Source organism: Occallatibacter gabretensis, from assembly GCF_001449115.1.
GTDB lineage: Bacteria > Acidobacteriota > Terriglobia > Terriglobales > Acidobacteriaceae > Telmatobacter > Telmatobacter gabretensis.
Genome location: NZ_LAIJ01000009.1, coordinates 1,863,789 through 1,884,311 on the forward strand (window position 1 = coordinate 1,863,789; position 20,523 = coordinate 1,884,311).

At 56.8% G+C, this 20,523-nt stretch carries 16 protein-coding genes; 8 read left to right on the forward strand and 8 right to left on the reverse strand.

What is annotated here, in order from left to right:
* Nucleotides 1-48 precede the first annotated feature (48 nt).
* Nucleotides 49-3,528, reverse strand: coding sequence for a TonB-dependent receptor (locus tag VO84_RS14135; protein WP_058188233.1), 3,480 nt, complete (start codon nucleotides 3,526-3,528; stop codon nucleotides 49-51).
* Between the two features lie 491 nt (nucleotides 3,529-4,019).
* Complete coding sequence (locus VO84_RS14140) at nucleotides 4,020-4,898, reverse strand: RDD family protein (RefSeq protein ID WP_082661983.1); 879 nt, start codon at nucleotides 4,896-4,898, stop codon at nucleotides 4,020-4,022.
* Between VO84_RS14140 and VO84_RS14145 the strand changes: the two genes are divergently transcribed.
* From VO84_RS14145 to VO84_RS14160, 4 genes are all read left to right on the forward strand, one after another.
* Entirely contained in the window at nucleotides 4,897-5,880 is a 984-nt protein-coding gene (locus tag VO84_RS14145; RefSeq protein WP_058188235.1) for a stage II sporulation protein M, read from the forward strand. The two genes, VO84_RS14140 and VO84_RS14145, sit on opposite strands and share 2 nt — an antisense overlap.
* Nucleotides 5,881-6,015: 135 nt before the next feature.
* Entirely contained in the window at nucleotides 6,016-7,101 is a 1,086-nt protein-coding gene (locus VO84_RS14150; protein ID WP_058188236.1) for a thioredoxin family protein, read from the forward strand.
* Nucleotides 7,102-7,120: 19 nt separating this feature from the next.
* Nucleotides 7,121-7,699, forward strand: a complete 579-nt coding sequence (gene msrB / locus VO84_RS14155; RefSeq protein WP_058188237.1) for a peptide-methionine (R)-S-oxide reductase MsrB — start codon at nucleotides 7,121-7,123, stop codon at nucleotides 7,697-7,699.
* A 264-nt stretch (nucleotides 7,700-7,963) separates the two neighbouring features.
* Nucleotides 7,964-8,452: a GAF domain-containing protein gene (locus tag VO84_RS14160; protein ID WP_157439890.1), complete on the forward strand. Its 489-nt coding sequence runs from the start codon at nucleotides 7,964-7,966 to the stop codon at nucleotides 8,450-8,452.
* On the opposite strand, the gene VO84_RS14165 is transcribed toward VO84_RS14160, so the two are convergent.
* Complete coding sequence (locus VO84_RS14165) at nucleotides 8,434-8,766, reverse strand: CHY zinc finger protein (RefSeq protein ID WP_058188238.1); 333 nt, start codon at nucleotides 8,764-8,766, stop codon at nucleotides 8,434-8,436. The two genes, VO84_RS14160 and VO84_RS14165, sit on opposite strands and share 19 nt — an antisense overlap.
* 57 nt (nucleotides 8,767-8,823) lie before the next feature.
* On the opposite strand from VO84_RS14165, the gene VO84_RS14170 reads away from it, so the two are divergent.
* On the forward strand, nucleotides 8,824-9,912 hold the full coding sequence (locus VO84_RS14170) for an aromatic ring-hydroxylating oxygenase subunit alpha (RefSeq protein WP_058188239.1): 1,089 nt from the start codon (nucleotides 8,824-8,826) through the stop codon (nucleotides 9,910-9,912).
* 3 nt (nucleotides 9,913-9,915) lie between these two features.
* On the opposite strand, the gene VO84_RS14175 is transcribed toward VO84_RS14170, so the two are convergent.
* Together VO84_RS14175 and VO84_RS14180 are read right to left on the reverse strand one after the other, a co-directional pair.
* Nucleotides 9,916-10,284, reverse strand: a complete 369-nt coding sequence (locus tag VO84_RS14175) for a hypothetical protein (RefSeq protein ID WP_058188240.1) — start codon at nucleotides 10,282-10,284, stop codon at nucleotides 9,916-9,918.
* Nucleotides 10,285-10,315: 31 nt separating this feature from the next.
* Nucleotides 10,316-11,383: a hypothetical protein gene (locus VO84_RS14180; protein WP_157439891.1), complete on the reverse strand. Its 1,068-nt coding sequence runs from the start codon at nucleotides 11,381-11,383 to the stop codon at nucleotides 10,316-10,318.
* A 143-nt stretch (nucleotides 11,384-11,526) separates the two neighbouring features.
* Here VO84_RS14180 and VO84_RS14185 point away from each other — a divergent pair, with 143 nt between their 5' ends.
* Together VO84_RS14185 and VO84_RS14190 are read left to right on the forward strand one after the other, a co-directional pair.
* A complete protein-coding gene (locus VO84_RS14185; protein WP_058188242.1) occupies nucleotides 11,527-12,564 on the forward strand; it encodes a DUF2235 domain-containing protein in 1,038 nt (345 codons plus the stop codon).
* A gap of 169 nt (nucleotides 12,565-12,733) precedes the next feature.
* On the forward strand, nucleotides 12,734-13,597 hold the full coding sequence (locus tag VO84_RS14190; RefSeq protein WP_058188243.1) for a transglutaminase-like domain-containing protein: 864 nt from the start codon (nucleotides 12,734-12,736) through the stop codon (nucleotides 13,595-13,597).
* Nucleotides 13,598-13,691: 94 nt separating this feature from the next.
* Here VO84_RS14190 and VO84_RS14195 read toward each other — a convergent pair whose 3' ends face one another.
* Nucleotides 13,692-14,852 carry an acyltransferase family protein gene (locus VO84_RS14195; protein WP_058188244.1) on the reverse strand — a complete coding sequence of 387 codons (1,161 nt, stop codon included), beginning with the start codon at nucleotides 14,850-14,852 and terminating at the stop codon, nucleotides 13,692-13,694.
* Nucleotides 14,853-14,981: 129 nt separating this feature from the next.
* Nucleotides 14,982-16,661 carry a S53 family peptidase gene (locus VO84_RS14200; RefSeq protein WP_058188245.1) on the reverse strand — a complete coding sequence of 560 codons (1,680 nt, stop codon included), beginning with the start codon at nucleotides 16,659-16,661 and terminating at the stop codon, nucleotides 14,982-14,984.
* A gap of 223 nt (nucleotides 16,662-16,884) precedes the next feature.
* Here VO84_RS14200 and VO84_RS14205 point away from each other — a divergent pair, with 223 nt between their 5' ends.
* The gene (locus tag VO84_RS14205; protein ID WP_058188246.1) at nucleotides 16,885-19,056 is read left to right on the forward strand and encodes an OPT family oligopeptide transporter; all 2,172 of its coding nucleotides are present in this window, start codon (nucleotides 16,885-16,887) and stop codon (nucleotides 19,054-19,056) included.
* An 11-nt stretch (nucleotides 19,057-19,067) separates the two neighbouring features.
* Here VO84_RS14205 and pstS read toward each other — a convergent pair whose 3' ends face one another.
* Nucleotides 19,068-20,495 (reverse strand): phosphate ABC transporter substrate-binding protein PstS, encoded by a 1,428-nt coding sequence (gene pstS, locus VO84_RS14210; RefSeq protein WP_231737938.1) that lies wholly within the window; start codon nucleotides 20,493-20,495, stop codon nucleotides 19,068-19,070.
* Between the last annotated feature and the right edge of the window lie 28 nt (nucleotides 20,496-20,523).

Genomic DNA, 20,523 nt, shown 5'->3' on the forward strand with positions numbered 1-20,523 from the left:
AAAAAGCGCGGCAGGCAAACGCCCGCCGCGCCAGGTTGAGTTTGCAGTTTAGAACAGGAACTTGCCGCCAAACTGCAGTGTACGAGGATCGTACGTGCTGGTTGCCTGACCGAAGTTCTTATCCTCCAGGGTCGTATCCAGATTCTGGAACTCGGTATGGTTGAAGGTGTTGAAGGACTCGACGCGGAACTCGAATCGGGGACCTTCATGAGAGGTGAGGGCAAAGCTCTTGAACAGGGCGATGTTCCAGTTAAAGAGCCCCGGACCGACTACAGCATCCTTGCCGGCATTGCCGAAGCCTTGGTTACCGCCTCCATCCCAGGGGGCGGCGGGAGAAGAAAAGGCCGACGAATTGAACCATGCCGTCTGTTTCTTCGGTCCTTTGGTCCGGCCGGAGAGGTTAGGCCGGTTGACCGTTCCGCCGCCAAGTCCCAGAATGTCTGGACCGTTGTAATAGGCTTGCAGCGGTGAACCGGCCTGTGCCACAGTAACGCCGGAAATCTCCCAGCCGCCTAGTGTCGTGCGGGCAAGCGCATTGCTGTTCCGGAAGAACGGCAGCTTGTAATCATAGTTGACGTTGAAGATATGCCGGCGGTCGAGCACACCCGAGCCGCGGTCATAGGTTGGGTTGAAGGGGTTTGAGATAAAAGCCTGTCCCCCCGGTGCGTTTGTCGATCCCTCGTCGCCGCTCGCAATGTCGATTTCATGCGAGTAGGTATACGAGAACTGGGCATTGAGGCCGTGCTTGTTTTCAAAGCGCAGTCCTGCCTGCAGTGAGTGGTAGTTGGAGTTCGTGATGCTTTCTACCTGGGTGATTCCACCAAAGCCGGGATAGATTCTGTACTGGTTGGAGAGGCCGCTGTTATTTGCCACTGCCTCGCGTTGGTCGTAGGTGCCGTTGCTCGGGTCCGTCAGCGGCAGAGTGTTGATGCTGCGCTCATTGTTCTGGTCCCAGCCAACAGATCCAACGTACTGCACCACCGCCACAACGGACGGCTGAAGCTGCTGTTGTACACCCACGCTGAACTGTGCCGTGCCAGGATTTGGATAGTGGCTGGCAAGGCTTCCTGGGCTGCTTGGGTTAAGCGGGCTGGTGGCCTGCGCACCGGTTGTGACGCTCTGGTTCGGATTGGTGAAGTAAATGCCGTTCACCTGCGCATTGACTGCAAACGGAGGATTCGAGCTCAAGCCATACATATCGTTGCCCTGAACGCGTTCGTAGAAGATGCCGGCGCCGGTACGCAGAACTGTTTTACCAGTGCCAAACACATCAAACGCAGCACCGATGCGAGGCTCAACGGTGTTGTAGTCATTGTTCACCAGTCCGCGCGGTGTGCTGCTCGAGCCGCCTATCGCAATGCCATTCATGTAGAAAGGCGTTCCGTTGATGTTCTGAACTCCGGGTCCGGTCGGATTCAGAGAGCCGGTTGTCGGGTCCGGAACCTGTGCAGCATTAGCGCTGAACAGCGCCGGATTGAAGTTCGATACGCGGTTGTATTTTTCATAGACATGCGGCAGTGCGTCATAACGTACCCCAAGATTCAGGGTCAGGCGCGGCGTCAGGTGCCAGTTGTCCATGCCATAGAAGGAGTAAGTGTTGTTCAGCCAGTGTGCCGTAGAAATATTCTGGAGCTGTTGGAATTGATCCGCAAACCCCATAAGGAAGTTCAGGTAGGAGTCACCTGAATAGTCCGATCCAAAGTTATAGGTTCCCTGGACCAGAGCCTGTTGCTCCTGATTTTTGTCCACACGCATATAAGAGAAGCCAAACTTCAAGCCGTGCCTGCCCCTCTCCCACGACAGATCATCACGAAGCTGATAGTCGAGGAACGCGTTGTGCCATGGATCATAATTCTGCGTCCACTGCGTATTCAGTGTGCCGGAGAACGTCAATCCAGGCAGTTCCTTGAGTGCGTCATTGCCTGTAAAGCCAGCCAGAGGCTGTGCTGTCCACCCCGACGGCTGTTGAGAGATGCCCACCGGGCTCCAGACGATTGTGTTGCCGTTCACGTTCAGAGACGTCTCGTTGAGCAGTGTTGGAGAAAGCTCTTGGCTCAACTTGATCACAGAGGCCCACGACGGGTTGGCAAACACCGTGCCCACCGTGTAGTAGCTGCTGCCGCTCCATTCGCTGGGGAAGATGGTTTGCGACATCTGGTCATGAATCCAGTGACCCATCAAGTGGTACTTGGAAGTAATGTCATGATCGATGCGGACCACGTCCTCGCGAACGTATGTGGGCTGTTTGGGCGCTGAGAATACCAGCGGGTTGGCGGTGCTGCCCGTGCCGTTGGACGCGTGCGGAATCGCTCCCGTTCCCATAAACAGCACGGCGTTGGGGTCCAGCACGCTGGCCGGAATCGTATAGGTTCCATCTTCGTTTGCCGGCATCGGCTGCCCGGGAACCCAGTTGCTTGGATACTTGGCAAGCTCATTCGGGTCCGAAGTAACTGGGACAATCGGCGCTGTTTTAAGGTTCCATGCAACGTAGTTCAGAGCCTGTCCGCCGGTCGGGAAATCCGCGTCCGGAACCGTTGCGGTGGATACTGGATTCGCGCCTGCAATATAGCGACGCCATTCCTCGCTCTCGAAGAAATAGGTTCTGCTCTTCGATTTTGGATAAACGCCGGGAATGAATACGGGCCCACCGATATCGAAGCCGAAAATGTTCAGGCGAAGCTCCGGCGTGGGCGTGTTCGATTGCTTGGAAAAGTAATTGGCGGCATCGAATGCGTCGTTACGATTGAATTCCCATGCACCGCCGTGAAAGTTCTTGGAGCCGGACTTCAGCACCATGGTGACGGTGCCGCCGGAGCTGATGCCGTAATCCGGGCTGTAGTTGCTGCTCAGCACCTGGAACTCGGCCAGAATGTCCATGGTGGGCATCAGGTCGAACTTGCCGCCCGAGCCGCGGTCATAGGCTTCACCGCCGTCGATCAGCCAGTTGTTGTGGTCCGGTCTCATGCCGTTGAAGCTGAGCCCGAATCCGCTGCCCTGCGCCGTGACACCGTTAAACGACATGATATTGCTCGAAACGCCCGTACCCAGCGTAGTCAGCGAAACCATGTTGCGGCCGTTGGTGGCCAGCTGGGTAATCTGATCGCCGGTAATCAGGTTGCTGACTTCATTGGTTTCCGTCTGCAAGTGGAGCGCGTCGGCTTCCACCGTCACCGTCTGGTTGTTGGTGCCAATTTCAAGCACCGCATTTTCGGCCACCGTTGAGGCCACGTTCAGCACAACGTTGGTCTTCTGGTACTGCTTGAATCCCGACGCCTCTACCTTCAGGACGTAGGTGCCGTGGTTCAGCCCCGAGAAATCGTAAAGGCCCGCGCCATTGCTTGGCGTCGACCGCGTCTCTCCAGTGGCAGTATTGGTGATGGTAACTTTTGCATTCGGTATCACAGCGCCCGTGGGATCTGTGACGCTTCCTGTCAATTCAGCGTTTTCCTGTGCGTACGCGCCCAATGACGTTGCTAGGGCCAGTAGCAACAGCAGAAGGATGTGTCTCCCTGGCAATTTGATTCTCATCTGACCTTCCTTTTCAAAAAGGCATGGTGCCTGGTTGCACTTCGTTTTTGTTGGTCTGTCCTGTTGGTCTGTCCAACAATCCAGCCTGGGAACGATCGTTGTCTTGTCTCCCATTTCTCACCGCACTGCTTTCAGGGGACTCCTGAGCATTCCGTAATTCCGGAGAAATCCACCAAAGCGGATAGTGCGGATTTGCTGGTTCTGCTTTTTTGTAGGAAGCCACTTAATCGATTAAGTTGGCTCCTCAAAAAAAAGCGGCCTTCCAGCCGCATGTGATTTAACTCTCTTCAGAAACGCAATGTCAAGAAATTGTCATATCATTTTTATGAACGATTGGAAACGAAGGGGTTACTTAAGTCGCAAGAAATTAAGTTAAACGTTTACAGCGGCTTGCCGCCGAAAATGCATTGGCGGAGAGTCAAAATGAGGAAAATTAGCACCTCTTAAAGTGCAAACGTTTTCATTTAAGGGTTACTCGTGGGCGACTTCCCCTAACCCATTCGGGTTATGTCACGTAGTTGCCGTGCCGTCGCCTCCAGAAACGTCTCCGTGCTCACTCCGGCAGGCATCTCCAGGCCCGATTTAGCCCTCAGCGCGACTGAAATTCGCTCCGCCAGAGTCGCCCGCGTGCCAAGCGGCATATCGAGCCGCCGTGACAGAAAGTTCTCCAGCACCTCTAGATCGCCAGCAGCCAGTTTGGCGATATTGACAGGCGGCAGGCTCACGCGCATGTGTGGTTCAGCCGGCAGGGTCAGCGGAGTTACGCTGAAAGCCGTAAAAATGCGCGAGCCCGAATCCCCCCACAGCGGAGCTTCTTGGGGCCGATCCCGTACAACAATCGTTCCCGCCACCAGATCCCCCAGCCGCTGGTTCTGCCGTGTCACAAACACCGTCACAATGCCCACCGCATAGAACGTAGGAATCTGGTCCACAATCCGAATGAAATTGCGGGCCATCGATTCCAGAATGCCGATAGGGCGCCCCGAGCGCTGAATCACGCGAATCCTGGCAATCTTTTTGCCCGGAGTCTGCCCATTCCAGAAAGCCTCAAACAGCGTGAAATAACCCCACTGCAGCAGAAACACCAGGAAGATGACAATCCCCGTGATCCACTGCTCAGACAGGCGGCTGAACGCATGAAAGGCCGGCGCTAAAACGCTGAAGACAATGATCAGCACGAAAAGGCTCACGACCCAGAGCAGGGAATCGATCAATATGGCAATAAAGCGGCTGCCAATGCCCGCCAACGGCATCTCAATCGCCACCAATTCCGGTGTATCGATCGCGTGGCGTTCCGGATTCATGGCCTCTGCGTTAACCTGATCCAGTCCCATCTGTTCCAGTCTTGTCGAATTAGGGTTCGTACTCATGGCAAATACTATTGTCTCCAACCTCTGGCTCCAAAAGCGACGCCCTTACTGGAGCCGCCTTGAAGCGTTGCTCGCCGCTGTCAACTCCGGGGGCATCAAGCAGCTCTCCCGCGCCGAAATGCGGGAGATGACCCTGCTCTACCGGCAGGTAGCCTCTGATCTCTCCGTGCTCCGCCGCGACGGAACCGCACAGACCTATGCTACCCATGTCAATCAACTGCTGGCTCGCGCCCACCATATCATCTATGCCGGTCGTAAAACGAGCGCAATACATCTCCTCCGCTATCTGCGCGACGAATACCCGGAGATCTTCCGCCGCAATCTTGCCTACGTCGGGTTCTCCGTCGGTATAACACTGGCCTGTTGCGCACTCGGCGCAATCATCACCAGCACCCACATTGACTTCATGCGCCACTTCCTCGGCCCGCAGATGATCGCCACCATGGAGCGCCACGAAATGTGGACGCACTCCGTCGTCAGTGTCGCTCCCACCGCCACCAGCGCCATCATGACCAACAATCTCTCGGTCAGCTTCGTCACCTTCGCCGGCGGAATCACCTTCGGTCTCCTCACCCTGTTCTCGCTCTACAACAACGGAATGATGCTCGGTGTCATCGGTGCGGCCTGCCACCACTACGGCATGTCCGTCGCACTCTGGAGCTTCGTAGCTCCCCACGGCTCTTTGGAACTTCCCGCAATCATCTTCGCCGGAGCAGCCGGCCTCCGCCTCGCACACGGAATGGTCTTTCCCGGCGCACTGCGCTGGAAAGACGCCGTCGCCCAGAGCGGCATGGAAGCCGCACGTCTCGTCTCCGGCACCATCCCCATGCTCGTCGTTGCCGGCTGCCTCGAAGGTTTTTTCTCGCCATCCTCAGCTCCCGTCTGGCTCAAGTTCACCGTAGGCGGCATGCTTTTCGCCTTCCTCAACGCCTGGCTCTTCGGCGCAGGCAAACAATCTGCAGACTCCAGTTCCACAGTCTGAGCCAGGGATGCAGGTTCCGGACGCAGGTCCCGTAACTTTTTTCTCGTTCAGAGCGTATACACAGAGGATCGAGACGGATAGAAGCCTTGAATTCGTCCGATTTATAGTTGCTCTAGGAAGGGGTCGAAGCCCACGATGCATTCCGTCATCCATCCAAATAGACAGGCCTCGCGCCTGCTGTCGCTCATCGCCGCCATCTGCATCCTGCTTATCGCCGCTCAAACCGCAGCCACAGCGCAGGATGCCCCCAGCATCATCGGCACCTCACCGCTAGGCGGCCTCTCCGGCGCAACTGATTGGATCAACTCCAAGCCGCTGACAGCAAAAGAGCTTAAAGGCAAAGTCGTTCTGATCGATTTCTGGGCCTACTCCTGCATCAACTGCATCCGCTCCGTTCCATATCTCCGCGCCTGGGCAGATAAATACAAAGACAGCGGCCTCGTCGTCATCGGAGTCCACACTCCCGAATTCGACTTCGAAAAGGAACTCCCTAACGTCCAGCACGCCGTCAAAAAATTCAACATCACGTATCCCGTTGCGCTCGATAGCAACAACGCCATCTGGGACGCCTTCCACAACCAATACTGGCCTGCCTCGTACTTCATCGATGCCACTGGAAAAGTCCGGTATACCCACTTCGGAGAAGGTGAATACGATCAGTCTGAGCACCACATTCAGGAGCTGCTCAAAGAAGCCAACGCCAAGTCCATGCCCGCCGGCACCGTCAGCGTGGAAGGGCAGGGAGCCGAAGCCGCAGCCGATATGAAGGACGTCAAATCGCCCGAAACCTATATCGGATATTCCCGCGCCGACCACTTCGGCTCGCCGGAAGGAATGATGCGCGATATGGATCAGGTCTATACCATCCCCAATGACCTGCGCATCAACGAGTGGGGACTGGCGGGGAAATGGCATGATCAGGAGCAGGTGGCCGTTTTAAAAAGCTCCACCGGCAAAATCGCCTTCCGCTTTTACGCCCGCGATCTCCATCTCGTCCTCGGTCCCACCGCAAGCGGCAAGCCAGTCCGCTTCCGCGTCACAATAGACGGCCAGGCTCCCGGCGATAATCACGGAATCGATACCGACGCGCAAGGCAACGGCGTCGTCACGGAGCACCGTTTGTATCAACTCGTGCGTCTAAAAGGTGCGGTAAAGGACCACGTCTTCGTCATAGAATTCCTCGACCCCGGCGTCCAGGCATTCTCCTTCACCTTCGGTTAAAGCCCGACAGAGGTACCCCATGTTCAAGTCAGATATCGCGTCCCCCCACATCACTCGTCGCGCTTTTTTTATTGCCGCCGGCGCCACTGCCGCAGCCGCTGTATTCACCTTGCGTAAAAACATCGTTTACGCCGCCGCGCCGCCTAAAGAAGTCAAAATCGTCCAATTCACTCCCGCCGGCCAGCGCGGCGATGTCGTCACACTGCCCGTCGTCGTCAAATCCGATGCCGATTGGAAAAGCCAGCTATCGCGGGACGCCTATGAAGTCACGCGCCACGCAGGCACAGAGCAGCCCTATAGCGGCCAGTACTGGAACCTCCACGACAAGGGCATCTATCACTGCATCTGCTGCAATATCCCGCTCTTCAACTCCGACACCAAGTTCGAATCCGGTACCGGCTGGCCCAGCTTCTGGCAGCCCATCGCCAAGGAAAATGTTCGCGAAAGCAACGATCTCTCTCTCGGCGTGTTGCGCACTGCCGTCAACTGCCGCCTTTGTGACGCGCACCTCGGCCACGTCTTCGACGACGGCCCCCAACCTACAGGCCTCCGCTATTGCATGAACTCAGTCTCACTCAAATTCGCAAAGCTAGCCTGATCGCCAGCGTCAGGTTTTTGTATCAGGCGATGGCTTTGCAGGTTGCGAAAAAGTCATTGCTTTGAAAGGGCACCGCTTCACAGGCTGCGGAAAAACTCCATGCTTTGAAAGGGCACGGCTTTAGCCGTGCCGTAAGTCGAGCAAGATGAATGCGGCTTTAGCCGCTGAGGGAAGGTTTTTGCGGTTACTGCGACAAAATGGGTCTTTTTCCGCACTCTGTTCAGCCGTGCCAACCACTGAAGCTCACCAGTGCAAAATAGAAATATGTCTGAGATGGACTTTACCCAGATCCTCATCGAAGTCAGCGCATTCGCGAAATCCACCATCGATCTCGCTGCCCTGCAGAACTTCATCGTCGAGATCATCCCCGAGCGCCTGCCGTACTACAACTGGACCGGCTTCTACATGCTCGATCCCAACGACCCGGATACGCTCGTCCTCGGCCCCTATCGCGGAGCGCCCACCGAGCACGTGCGCATCCCCGTCACCCAGGGAATCTGCGGAGCCGCCGTCGCCCAAAACAGCACCGTCATCATCGACGATGTGCACTCCGACCCGCGCTACCTCGCCTGCTCACTCGAAACCAAATCCGAAATCGTCGTCCCCATCCGCGCCCACGGCGCAGTCGTAGGCGAGATCGACATAGACAGCCACGACCTCGCAGCCTTCACCGCACATGATAGTGAATTCCTGGAGCAATGCGCCGCCATCGTGGGCAGCTTCATCGAAACCAATCAACCAGCCTCAAAGTAGAACTGGTAATGCTTCCTGCACCCGGGATTAAACGTCGCCCCACACGCAGGGCACTCATAGCCGCTCGCCATGTATTGCTCAATACTCATCTCACGCCCGCACGCGCCGCAAAGCACCGCGGTCTCACCCCACTCCGCCCGCGGCCACACCTCGATCGCGTGACCCGCAAGCGCCTCGTGGCAATCCTTGCACGCGTAATAAACCCCGCAGCACTTCATCTTGATCGCAATAATGTCCAGATCACTCCTGTAATGCGCGCACCGCGTCTGCGCATCCAGCTCCACTCCGCAAACCTCTGGCCGTAACACCGTCATAGACCCCAGATTACCGAATCCTGTTGATTCACCATCTAGTGCGCCCCATAATGATGCATGGCGTCCTCTTCTTCCTTTATCCCATCTTCAGAACTGGCTGCCCCCGCCGCGCAGCCCCCACTCCCGCGCGAATGCTCCTTCACAGAATCCGACTGGCGCGCTCTCGCCGTCTTCTGGTACCCCGTCGCCCACTCCCGCCAGGTCACCGACAAGCCCTTCGCCGTCCGCCTTCTCGATGAACGCGTAGTCCTCTATCGCCTCTCGAACGGCACCGTCTCGGCCGCCCGCGACATCTGCTATCACCGCGGCGTTCCGCTCAGTCTCGGCCATGTGGAAGGCGACGAGATCATCTGCAAATACCACGGCCTTCGCTACGATTCCACAGGCCGCTGCATCTGCATCCCCGCGCATCCCAACGGGCCCATCTCTCCACGCCTGCATCTCGACATGTATCAGGCGCAGGAAAAGTACGGCCTTATCTGGGTTCGCCTCTTAAATAACAATCTGGACAACGGCCAGCAGGAACTCCCCGAGCTAGCCGAATGGGAGGACCCCGACTACCTTCAGGTCCATCTCGACAGCGTAGATATCAAAGCCGCCGCGGGCCGCCAGGTCGAAGGCTTCCTCGACGTCAGCCACTTCGCCTTCGTCCACAAAGAGAGCTTCGGCGAGCCCGACAACCCCGTTGTGCCCGACTACAAAGTCACCAAAACCAATCGCGGCTTCATCGCCGACTACATCAGCTCTGTCAGCAACTACGCCCACGGCTACAAGCACCTCGCTCCGGCGGACTTCCCCTGGCATCGCCGCTTCGAAGTCTATCTGCCCTTCACAGCCAAGCTCACCGTCATCTTCCCCGGCGGCGGCAAGCTGCAAATCCTCAATGCAGCATCGCCCGTATCCGCGCGCAAAACCAAACTCTTCGTCCCCATCTGCCGCAACTTCGACAAGGACGCGCCCATCGAGAACACTCTCGACTTCAACTACCAGATCTTCGCCGAAGACATTGAAATAGTAGAGACGCAATACCCTGAAGACCTGCCGCTCAATCTCCACGATGAAGCGCACTTTCCCGCAGACCGCAGCTCAGTCACCTATCGCAAAGGTCTAGCCGCACTCGGCCTCGGTCGCACCTTCACCGCATGAATTCTAAGTGGATGTCACTACAGACAGAACTTTGTTGATCGCCGCAATGATCTCGCCGGCCATCGCAAAGTGTGACGCAATAGCCGCTATCTGGCCGCGTAGTTGCGTAATGCCATCATTCACGGTTTTGATCTGTTTCTGCAGGCTCGCAAAGATATTCGTGTCCTTGCTGAACGTGTACTCATCGTCCTCGTCCAGAACCAGTCTCACCTGCGGCTGCCATTGATTCAGCGCCTCAACGGTCGCAAGATCCATCGTGCTGTCAATTGCGTCTTGTATTTTGTTGTAGAGGTCCACATACGCCGCTCTTACTTCAGGTGTCAGCGGAATAGTGTAAGCCGGAAGAGGAGTGCTTCCAATCGGTGTCGCCATATCCTTATTCCTTCAAATCGAATTCGTCGGCCTAGTCGGTGGGTAATGACGAGTAGAACTTGCCAAGCGAGTCGCCCGCAGCTTTCAGATCGCCCAGCTTATTCGTCAGCGACTCAGGATTGTTATGCTGCGCCTCTGCCGCCAGCGCATGATGCGTCAGCGCAAGGTTGTTCAGCGCATCATGAAGCGCCGCCAGCCGTTCATGTGCCTGCTTCTGCTGACGCGCAATCTCGGGCAGCTTCATTACCTCCGCCCGCCACTCCTGAGGATTTACATCCTTGCCGCTCTGCTGGTCTGCCAGTATGTACTGCTTCTCCAGGTTCAGTATCCGGTCGTAGTCACGCTGTCCGATACCATCCAGAGCCATAATGTCATCATTCAGCGTCTTGCAGAATGTTTGAATCGTAGGGTCCATTGCCTCAATCTTTGCCGGCAGCTCTTTCTCCACAACTCGGCTGGTGAAATACTGCCCCAGCGCGTTTACGGCGGTGCTGATGCCATTTTGCGCCTCAGTGGAGAGCAGCGGAGCAGCGCTCGTCGAAGTGGATGAAGTTGTTGTGCTGGTCGACCCCGTTACCGTGGTAGTGGTGGTGGTCGTGGTTGTGTCCGGAGCCGCCGCAATCCCGAGTACATTTTCGATCGACGGCGCAAGATTGTTTCCCAGCGAAGTCAAATTGCCACCCACAGACTTCGAAGCCGCATCAAGCGCCGGAGAATCAGAGCTCTTCGTAATCTCAATCAATGATTTGGCATACACCTGCAGCGCCGCAAGCACAGCCAGCCTCGTCTGAATATCCTTCTCTGAGAGCAGCGTCGGCACATTGCGCGGGTTGTAGCTGGCATCTTTATTCGTGTAAGCCACTACCGCTTCGTAATCGTTGCGAAGATTATGCAGCGCCACCGCATCGCGATAAGCAGCGGCCGATTGATCCACCACCGGAGCAAGCGAAGCTGAAAACGCAGTCGCGTGCTTGTTCAATGGCGTCGTCGAGCATCCGGTCACCGAGATGCACAGCGCCAGCAAGCCGGCCATTGGCAGGGCGACAATGCCAACCCGCACATGCGTAATACGGGACTTCCAAAGATTGCCGCAAATCATGGACGCATTATTGGAGCACCACATGCAAAAGTCAATGCAGGAAAGACGGAAAGCGTCGTAACGCTGGCGTTTCGTAATTCACTATCTCAAGTTAGGTGTAGACTTAGGACGCAATTTAAACCCTCATGTAAGCGAAGCTCTTTATGTCGAAACGAATCGTTTTCTGTTCAGACGGTACCTGGCAGGCCCCGCTCAACAACACTAACGTCTATCGCCTCTATAAGGCATTAGCGGTTGCGGACGATCAGATCACCTTTTACGACGACGGCGTCGGCGCAGATGCCACAGGCCTGTCCCGCATTCTCGAAGGCGCATTTGGTCAGGGTCTCTTGCAAAAAATTCAGGACTCCTACACGAAAATTGCGCACGTCTACGAGCCAGGCGATCAGATCTTCCTCTTTGGTTTCAGCCGTGGCGCGTACACGGCTCGCAGTCTTGCCGGAATGATCGCCACCTGCGGCCTTCCAGGTGGCTCGTTCACCAACGACTGCGTCACACAGGCCTTCACGGCGTATAGAACACCCACGCAGCGCGCATCTATCCTCGCGGGCCTGAGCGCAAGCAACCTTCAGCAGGCTTCCATCCAGATGGTCGGCGTTTGGGACACCGTAGGTTCGCTCGGTATTCCCGCCATCTTCGGCGGAATCAACGAGAGCCAGTACGGCTTCCTCGATACGTCGCTCCATCCATGCGTTAAAAATGCATTCCAATGTCTGGCGCTCGATGAAAAGCGTATGCAGTTTCCCGCAACACTCTGGGATGGTCCCGCTGCTCCCGGCCAAACCCTCGAGCAGGTCTGGTTCTCCGGCTGTCACGGAGACGTAGGCGGCGGCACAGCGCAAGGCGGCCCAATGGATGCTGGCACGCGGCTTTGCGACGTCACCATGGGATGGATGGTTTCACGCGCCCAGCAATGCGGCCTCACCTTTGTTGATGGAACAACCGCACAGTTCGCCACGCTCCCAGCAGACTCTGCTCTCGACCTCATCCGCGAAACCTGGACGCCCGCAGATGGGCCACCTCACCTCCGTCCAGTCGCTTCCACTGCAGAGGTCGCAAACAGCGTAGCCGTGCGCCTCCAGTACGCGCTCACGTACGTCCCAGGCTCCCTCACCGTAACCGACGGCGAGTTAGCCGACAGCTACGCCATCCAGACCATAGTCAGCGAAAACGCGTTTTAGGTCCGCGGCCGTCTTTGTTCTTGCTCTTCGCCCGCACCACCAACAGACCTCCACCTCCGCCACCTGTTCGCCGTAGTTCGCCAAAATAGCCCCATTCCCACATCCTGCATCTAAGCTTGGATACGTTTGTGCATCCCCCCAATGCGCATAAACCCCAAGGACCACATAAATGCAGATCCGTGTCGGATATCAAATTGAATTCAAACTAGTTGAAGAAACGGCCATGGTGGCCATGCTGAATGTGTACCCCGCTCGAGCGATTGATCTGCTTGAGCCCGATGAGGTCCATACAGAGCCCCAATTGCCCCTCAACTACTATTTCGATAGCTTCGGAAACCGCTGCGTCCGTTTCACCGCTCCTGCAGGCCATATCCGGCTCTCCGGTTCGACACTCGTTCTGGATAACGGTCAGCCAGACCCTGTCGAACTGTCTGCCCGCGAGATCCCCGTGGGCGACCTTCCCGAAGAAGTCCTCACCTACCTCCTCAACAGCCGCTATTGCGAAGTCGATCGCTTCAGCAACGTTGCTTATGAACTCTTTGGCCAGACTCAACATGGCTGGTCGCGCGTGAAGGCCATCTGTAACTGGGTCCATGAGAAAGTGCGCTTTGATTACGCGACAGCGCGTCCGACCAAGACAGCACTGGATGTTTTCACCGAACGCGTCGGTGTCTGCCGCGACTTCCAGCATCTGGCCATCACCTTCTGCCGTGCCATGAACATCCCAGCGCGCTATGCCACCGGCTACCTCGGAGACTTCGGCGTTACACCCAACGGTCCCATGGATTTCAGCGCATGGTTCGAGGTCTATCTCGAGAATCGCTGGTGGACCTTCGATGCCCGTCATAACGTGCCACGCATTGGCCGAGTCCTGATGGCCGTCGGACGGGATGCCTCAGACGTCGCCTTGACTACATCCTTCGGTCAGGCCGATCTATGCCATTTTTCCGTCGTCGCGGAGCAGGAGGAATCGAACAACTCTCTCGCGGTTCTCGTCTCAAACACTAATAAACCTTTCGGACTCACAAGCTGACGAGCGCGCCTGCGTCTATACATAATCAACTAAAATGAAAAGGCCCGGTTCTTCGGAACCGGGCCTTTGTTTTTCTAACCACGAACGACTGCCTTCACACCTTCACAAAAATCCTCTTCCGGTACAGCACCCACACCGGAATAAAGCAGACCGCCGTAAACAGCACAGACCAGGAGAACGCTGCCCATCCGGGATCAGGGATCTTCACGCAGACATGCATAAAGAACCACGCCGCCGGCGACACCATGCGCCCGCCATCGGAGACATGGAAGAGATCGAGAATGCCGGGCAGCAGCTCGCTCACCATGTAAGCCATAATGGCGTTCGAGCCGAAAACGAGCCACGGCCATGTCCATCCCTTGCGCCAGTTTCCTACTTCCACAATCCAATACACAACAGTCAGCAGCGCCAGCGAATAGCCCGCCGCCACAAAGACGTAGGAACTCGTCCACATCTTCTTGTTCAGCGGGAACCAGATAGACCAGATATAGCCAATCGCAAGGCAGGCAACGCATCCGGCAATCAACCCCAACGCCTTGGACTTCGTAGACCGGCTGGAGCGGAGAAAGATCCCCGTCATCATGCCAAGCAGCGCAGTGCCAATTGCGGGAATGTCGCTCAGCAGGCCTTCAGGATCACGCGTGTCGTGCGTGCCTCGCTCTTCATAAAGGTGGCCAGGCATAAGCTGACGGTCAGCCCAAGCCACAATGTTCTGATCCTTGTCGAGTAACGGCACATCGCGGCCCGGAATGCCCGCTCCAGGCACAGGAACAAGAGTGACCAGCGCCCAGTAGCCAACCACACATGCAATCAACAGTGCAGCCTTGCTCCAGAAGCGCCTGTCCACCAGATAGAAAAGGCCTACGACCAGATAGCAGATCCCAATCCGCTGCAACACGCCATAAAAACGCATGTGCACCAAATGGAAGTACGGAAAACTGTTGACCAGAATACCAAGAAGAATCAGAACAACAGTGCGGATCACCGTATGCCTGGCAAGTTCACCTTTAGCCGCGCCCTTTGCCAGGCGCGCTTCTGTGCCAAATACAGTCGTCACGCCAACCAGGAACAGAAAAGTGGGAAAGACAAGATCAGTAGGCGTCAGGCCGTTCCACGCCGCGTGGTTCATGAACCACCAGGAACCAGCGCCGCCATTGTTATTGACCATGATCATGAACGCGATAGTGATGCCGCGCACAATGTCGATCGAAATGACGCGTTGAGGTTTGGCGGCACTAAGGCCAGGTGAGGTCATAAGCTGCTCCGGCAAGAAAGATGCTGTTGTTCACCTTATGCGGTAGGCCCGGAAATCGCCAAATAGAAAGCAGCAAAAAGAGCCCGGACCATACAGGCCCGGGCTCTCCTGTTGAACCGCAGCGTTCATTTATTGCGCCGCCAGTTTCGTAATGAGAGCAGCCTTGGGACTGCCCCAGCCGGTCACAAGGTCATATCCGGTAACAGCCGAGTAGCTGCCGGATTTGCCGCTGGTGATGTCATGGAAATCAGCCGAGTAAGTGGCTGCGGTCAAGTTTTCGGAATAAATGGCAGGGTTGATGAATCCAATGGTCGATTTGCCATTGGCCACTCGCTGCTGATTCACTAGCGCAATAAAGCCCGCCCACATGGGAGCAGCAAAGCTCGTGCCGCCATATTCGTTGGCTGTGCAGGTGGTCTGGTCCGCGCAAACGTAGAAGGTAAAGTTAGCGTTAGCTGAAACATCCGGCCCATTGCGGTACTTGGTCGAGCCTTTGTTGGTGGATGTGATAACGCCTGCGGCCGCCTGCCATGAGGGGATACCAATCTTGTCCGGCGAGATGCCGCCGCCGGAATCAGCCCACGCGGTTTCGGACTTCCACGCTCCCCCGGCGGAAGCCGTGGTCAAATCCGTACCGCCGACAGAGACAACATTGGCGTCATCGGCAGGCCATGCTTCGTTGCGGGTGGACCAGGTCGAGTCATCCCCCGATGCCGCAAAGAAATTCTGCCCCTGCGCTGACATCTTCTCGAAATACGGATCGAGTGTGCTCGGATCGTCCGGCGTCCATCCCCACGAGCAGCCAATGGTCGTAGGCAGCGGGCTATGCGTGGTCATGGCAGAAATGATCGCCGTGTCCGTGGAACCGATATATACGACAAGGCTCGACAGTCCCGGAGCCATGCCGGCAGCCTGCGTAATGTCGAGCGTCTGTTCTGTGTCATCGCAGCGTCCGCCTGCCCTCGAGTCCACGCAGCTCGTACTGGTCCCATCGGTCGAAAGCAGCGAGATGGGAACGCTGTTAGTTTGTTTGACATTTTTGTAGTAAGTCGTCACGTCTGCAAGATCGGTTCCTTCGAACTCAAACAGACCCAGGTTTTGCCCAGCGCCAGTCAGTGCAGTTCCACCATAATAGGCAGCACGCATATCGCTGCCCAGGAACGAAGCCGACGGCCCGGAACCCGTAGTAGCGTGGCTCACAAGCGCTTCAGCCTGAATCCCGCGGGCGGCGGCTACTTCACTGCGTTTGGAGTAGAGCGGGTGGGGCACAGAGAAGTTGTTAAGCCCGGAGATATGCCAGAGGCTGAAGGGCAGATCAACCGTAGGCTCGCGATCCGCGCTGTAGAAAATGCGATCCTCCGTGGGATGAAGATAGCTGCTCATGCTCACGTGAAAGGCGGTTTCAATCGCAGCTACTGATCCCTTGACCTGCACTTCCATGCCATCGCGGGAGCCGCCCACAACCTCAAGACCATAGTTCTTCGCAAACTGGAGCACGGTCTCGTAGTCCTGCTGTGTGGGGCCAAAACGCTCAGTAAACTCCGCCGGCGTCAGGAATTGGTGATAAACAGAGCTCTTTGGATTGTAGACATTGGCCAGAAACTGCTTGAGACCCGCAGCATCCCGAAGGGGAAGTACGAGATCAAGCTGCAGAACCTCAACCGGATTCATTCGCTCAACGTAGAGTGCGTCTCCGGTAATCACGGAGTCGCGGACATGGTGGGTTAGGACAGATTGAGCAATGGATGCGGTTGTCACCGACGACATGACCGCTGCAAGCGTGAGAGTAAACCTTGCTGCATTTCGCATTGGATCCCTCCAGATCTGTGATTTGAGGATTGACGGTACTGCGCGCACAGGCGAGTATGGCCTTGAGCGTGGATGAATTCTCCATGAACTTGAGGTGAATGTAAAAGAACGAAAGGACTAGGCGGGCGTTAGTACCTCTGTTGGTTACCTCAGGCGCTCCCTGCTAAACTCGGCCTTTCAGCAATCCCTACCTGAAGTTTGCAAATGTCCCGGAGGAACCCACGTGTCTGAATTCCAGCCTTTTGTGCCCGCCAATGAGAGCCGGCCTGAGCTTACCTTCCGGGCGCTGTTGCTCGGCTCGCTCTTTGGAATCATCTTCGGCGGCGTGACGGTATACGTGGGGTTGAAAGCCGGATTGACCGTGGCTGCATCCATCCCGATCTCGGTGCTTTCCATCAGCATTCTCCGCGCCTTCGGCAAGGCGTCGATTCTCGAGAACAACATTGTTCAGACCACCGGCAATGCAGGCCAATCGATTGCTTCCGGCGTAATTTTCACCCTTCCAGCCCTGGTATTCCTGGGTTTTGACCTGGAATATTCGCGCATCTTCCTGCTGGCTTTAATTGGCGGATGGCTCGGGGTCCTCTTCATGATCCCCCTCCGCCGCCAGCTCATCGTCCAGGAGCACGGCGCTCTCCCATATCCAGAGGGCACAGCCTGCGCCGAAGTCCTGATCGCGGGCGAAAAAGGCGGATCGCTGGCCAGCCGGGTATTTTTCGGCCTGGGGCTAGGCGCGCTGTACACGCTCTTTCAGAATGACAACATCTTCAAAGCGTGGCCCGGCACACCGGAGTTCCAGCCCGACTTCGGCCCGCAAAACATCTTGAAGGGCGCCTCCATCAAGGCCGACGCAACACCGGAATATCTCGGCGTCGGCTACATCATCGGCCCACGCGTAGCCGGCGTGATCTTCGCCGGCGGCATCTTTTCCTGGCTGGTCCTGATGCCCCTGATTTACTTCTTCGGCAAATCACTCCCAAATCCAATCTATCCAGGCACAATTCCGATTTCACAAATGGGCCCAAGCCAGTTGTGGTCCACCTACATCCGGCCCATGGGCGCAGGCGCGGTGGCCGCAGCGGGATTGATCACGCTACTCAAAACAGTCCCGACAATCATGAGCGCACTCACCGCAGGTTTCCGCAACATGAAGCCCGGTGCCGCGAAGAAGACCCCAATCCGCACTGAAGACGATCTCTCCATGAGCGTAGTGGTCTTCGGCTCTTTGGCCCTGGTCGCACTGATGTTTGTCTTCCTGGAGTTCAAGCCGGTTCCAGGCGCATTCGTAGGCTGGGCAGCAAACCTCGCGGCGTCGCTGCTCGTAGTGGTCTTCGGATTTCTCTTCGTCACCGTCAGCTCGCGCATCGTCGGCCTCATCGGTAGCTCAGCCAGCCCAGTCTCCGGCATGACCATCGCCACGCTGATGGCAACCTCCGCCATCTTCCTCGTGCAGGGCTGGACCGCTCCGGCCTTCGGCGCGCTGGCCATCACCATCGGCGGCGTAGTCTGCATCGCCGCATCCAACTCCGGCGACACCTCTCAGGACCTCAAGACCGGCTTCCTCATCGGCGCAACCCCATGGAAGCAGCAGGTAGCGCTGATGATCGGCGTGGTCATCTCGACCTTCGCAATCGGGGCCACGCTCAACCTCATGAATACAGGCCTGCAGCAGTTCAAAGCAGCGCCAGAGGCTTGGGATCTGTCAGCATCGCATCCCGGCGTAACCGTCCAGCAGGATGTAAAGCACCTGCCCGAGCAGTTTCCGGTCATCAACGCCGACAAGAGCACAGCGACCCATCATAAGAGTGAATACGTGGTGCTGAATTCTGTAGGCTCAGCCGAGCTTGCAGACGGCAAGTACCTTTATTCACCAGCCACAGGCAAAATTGAGGTGCAGTGGATTCAGGGCATCGGCAGCGAGAAAGCCGCCGCCCCGCAGGCCCGTCTCATGGCCACAGTCATCAGCGGCATCCTCAGCCGCAAGCTGCCCTGGGGCCTTGTGATGATGGGCGTCTTCCTCGTCATCGCCGTAGAGCTGCTCGGAATCCGCTCGCTCTCCTTCGCCGTAGGCTCCTATCTTTCCATCGGAACCACATTGGCAATCTTCTGTGGCGGCGTAGTCCGCTGGCTCGTCGATCGCGCAGCAGCGCGCGAAGGCGACGATACGTCCGAGGTCGAAAGCGAAATCTCACCAGGATCGCTCTACGCCTCCGGCCTCATAGCAGCGGGCGGCATCGTCGGACTGATGGGCGTAGCCCTGTCAGCAATGGGCAAAGACGGCCTCGTACGTTTCCCTGAGACCAACTTCCTCAATCACACCTGGGTCTCAGTGCTAGCCTTCGCCCTGCTCGGATATTCGCTCTATTACTTCGCCCGTAAGCCCCTGAAGAAGTAAACATCGGCGCCTTACTTCAGCCCATCCACCTCGCGCAGCGCCCGCACCGCAACCTCCCGCGGCAGCGGCGCATACCCAAGCGAACCACAATCCTTCTGTCCCGCAGTCAGCATCCACCGGAGCAGGGAAGAGACAGCCTCTTTCTTCTGTCCATCGAGCCCCTGTGAAGGCACCAGCAGCCATGTAAGCGTGCTGATGGGATAAGCCGATTTGCCCGGCGCATTCAAAATGGAAAACCGGAAACCCTTCTCGGAATTCTCACTCGCAAACTGCGCAGCAGCTGTAATGCTGGCCAGATCAGCCTTGATGAACTGTCCCGCCGGATTTTCGACAGCCGCATAATTCAGCTCATGTTGAATCGCATAAATCAGCTCCACATACCCAATGGAATTAGGCGTTTTTTGAACCATTGCCGCAATGCCATCGCTGCCCTGCGCGCCGGTTCCCACAGGCCAGATCACATGCGTGCCGGAGCCCGCGCCAGCTTTCCATCCCGGACTGACGAGTGAAAGATAGCTGGTCCATACAAACGTAGTTCCGCTGCCGTCAGACCGATGCACCACCGTAATCTCCGCATCAGGCAAATGCTGGCCGCCATTCGCGGCACGAATGCGCGAATCATTCCAGCAATGAATTGCACCGGAGTAAATCCCCGCCAGAACCTGCGGCGTAAACCGCAGAGAACCGCTCACGCCAGCCAGGTTGTAAATAGGCACCACCCCGCCTGCAAGCGTAGGAAAATTCGTCACGGCAACGGAAGCGGAAGCTGTTTCCGGCGTGACCGGCATGTCGGAAGCAGCAAAATCAACTTTGCCGGCGGCAAGCTGTTCAATGCCTCCATCCGATCCAACGGCGTAATAACTCACAGCCATGCCGGCAGACTTGAACCACTTCAGGTAAATCACCTGGGGAAGCGTAGCGCCGGCAGCGCGCAGTGCCACATGTTTGGTTGCACCGGCTGCGGGCAAATCGGCTCTCAGCGAGCCTGAGCGCACGGCGTCAATCAGCCGCTCTGCACCGTGATCAGCAAGATCATGCATAATGCCGTCCGTGCGAAAGCGGCTCGGCGTCACAAGATACGACCAGAGCGGTTGGTTATTCTTGTCGACAAGCTCCAGCGAAAGATAACCCTGATAATCCGTCTGGCGGGAGGCGCTTGAGCGCGGGTTCATAACCACCGAACCAGTAGCCCAGATATTCGAGTCCCCCCGCAGCACAGCATCCGAGGCAGAGGCGTTGTCCACAACTTGAATCTGACCGCTATGGTTAAGCCGTTCTACAACCCTGTCCCGCAGCGCCGCGGCATTGCTCCCCTGGCCAAATCCTTCCACATGAATCGTGTGAAGCTGCGCGGGAGCGGCAGACTGGGCAAATGAGGGAAGAACTACGGCCAGCGCGGCCACCGCCAGAATGATTCGTCCAAAAATCGTATTCAGCACGGAGAATGAGCCTCTAAAAGTAGAGTGC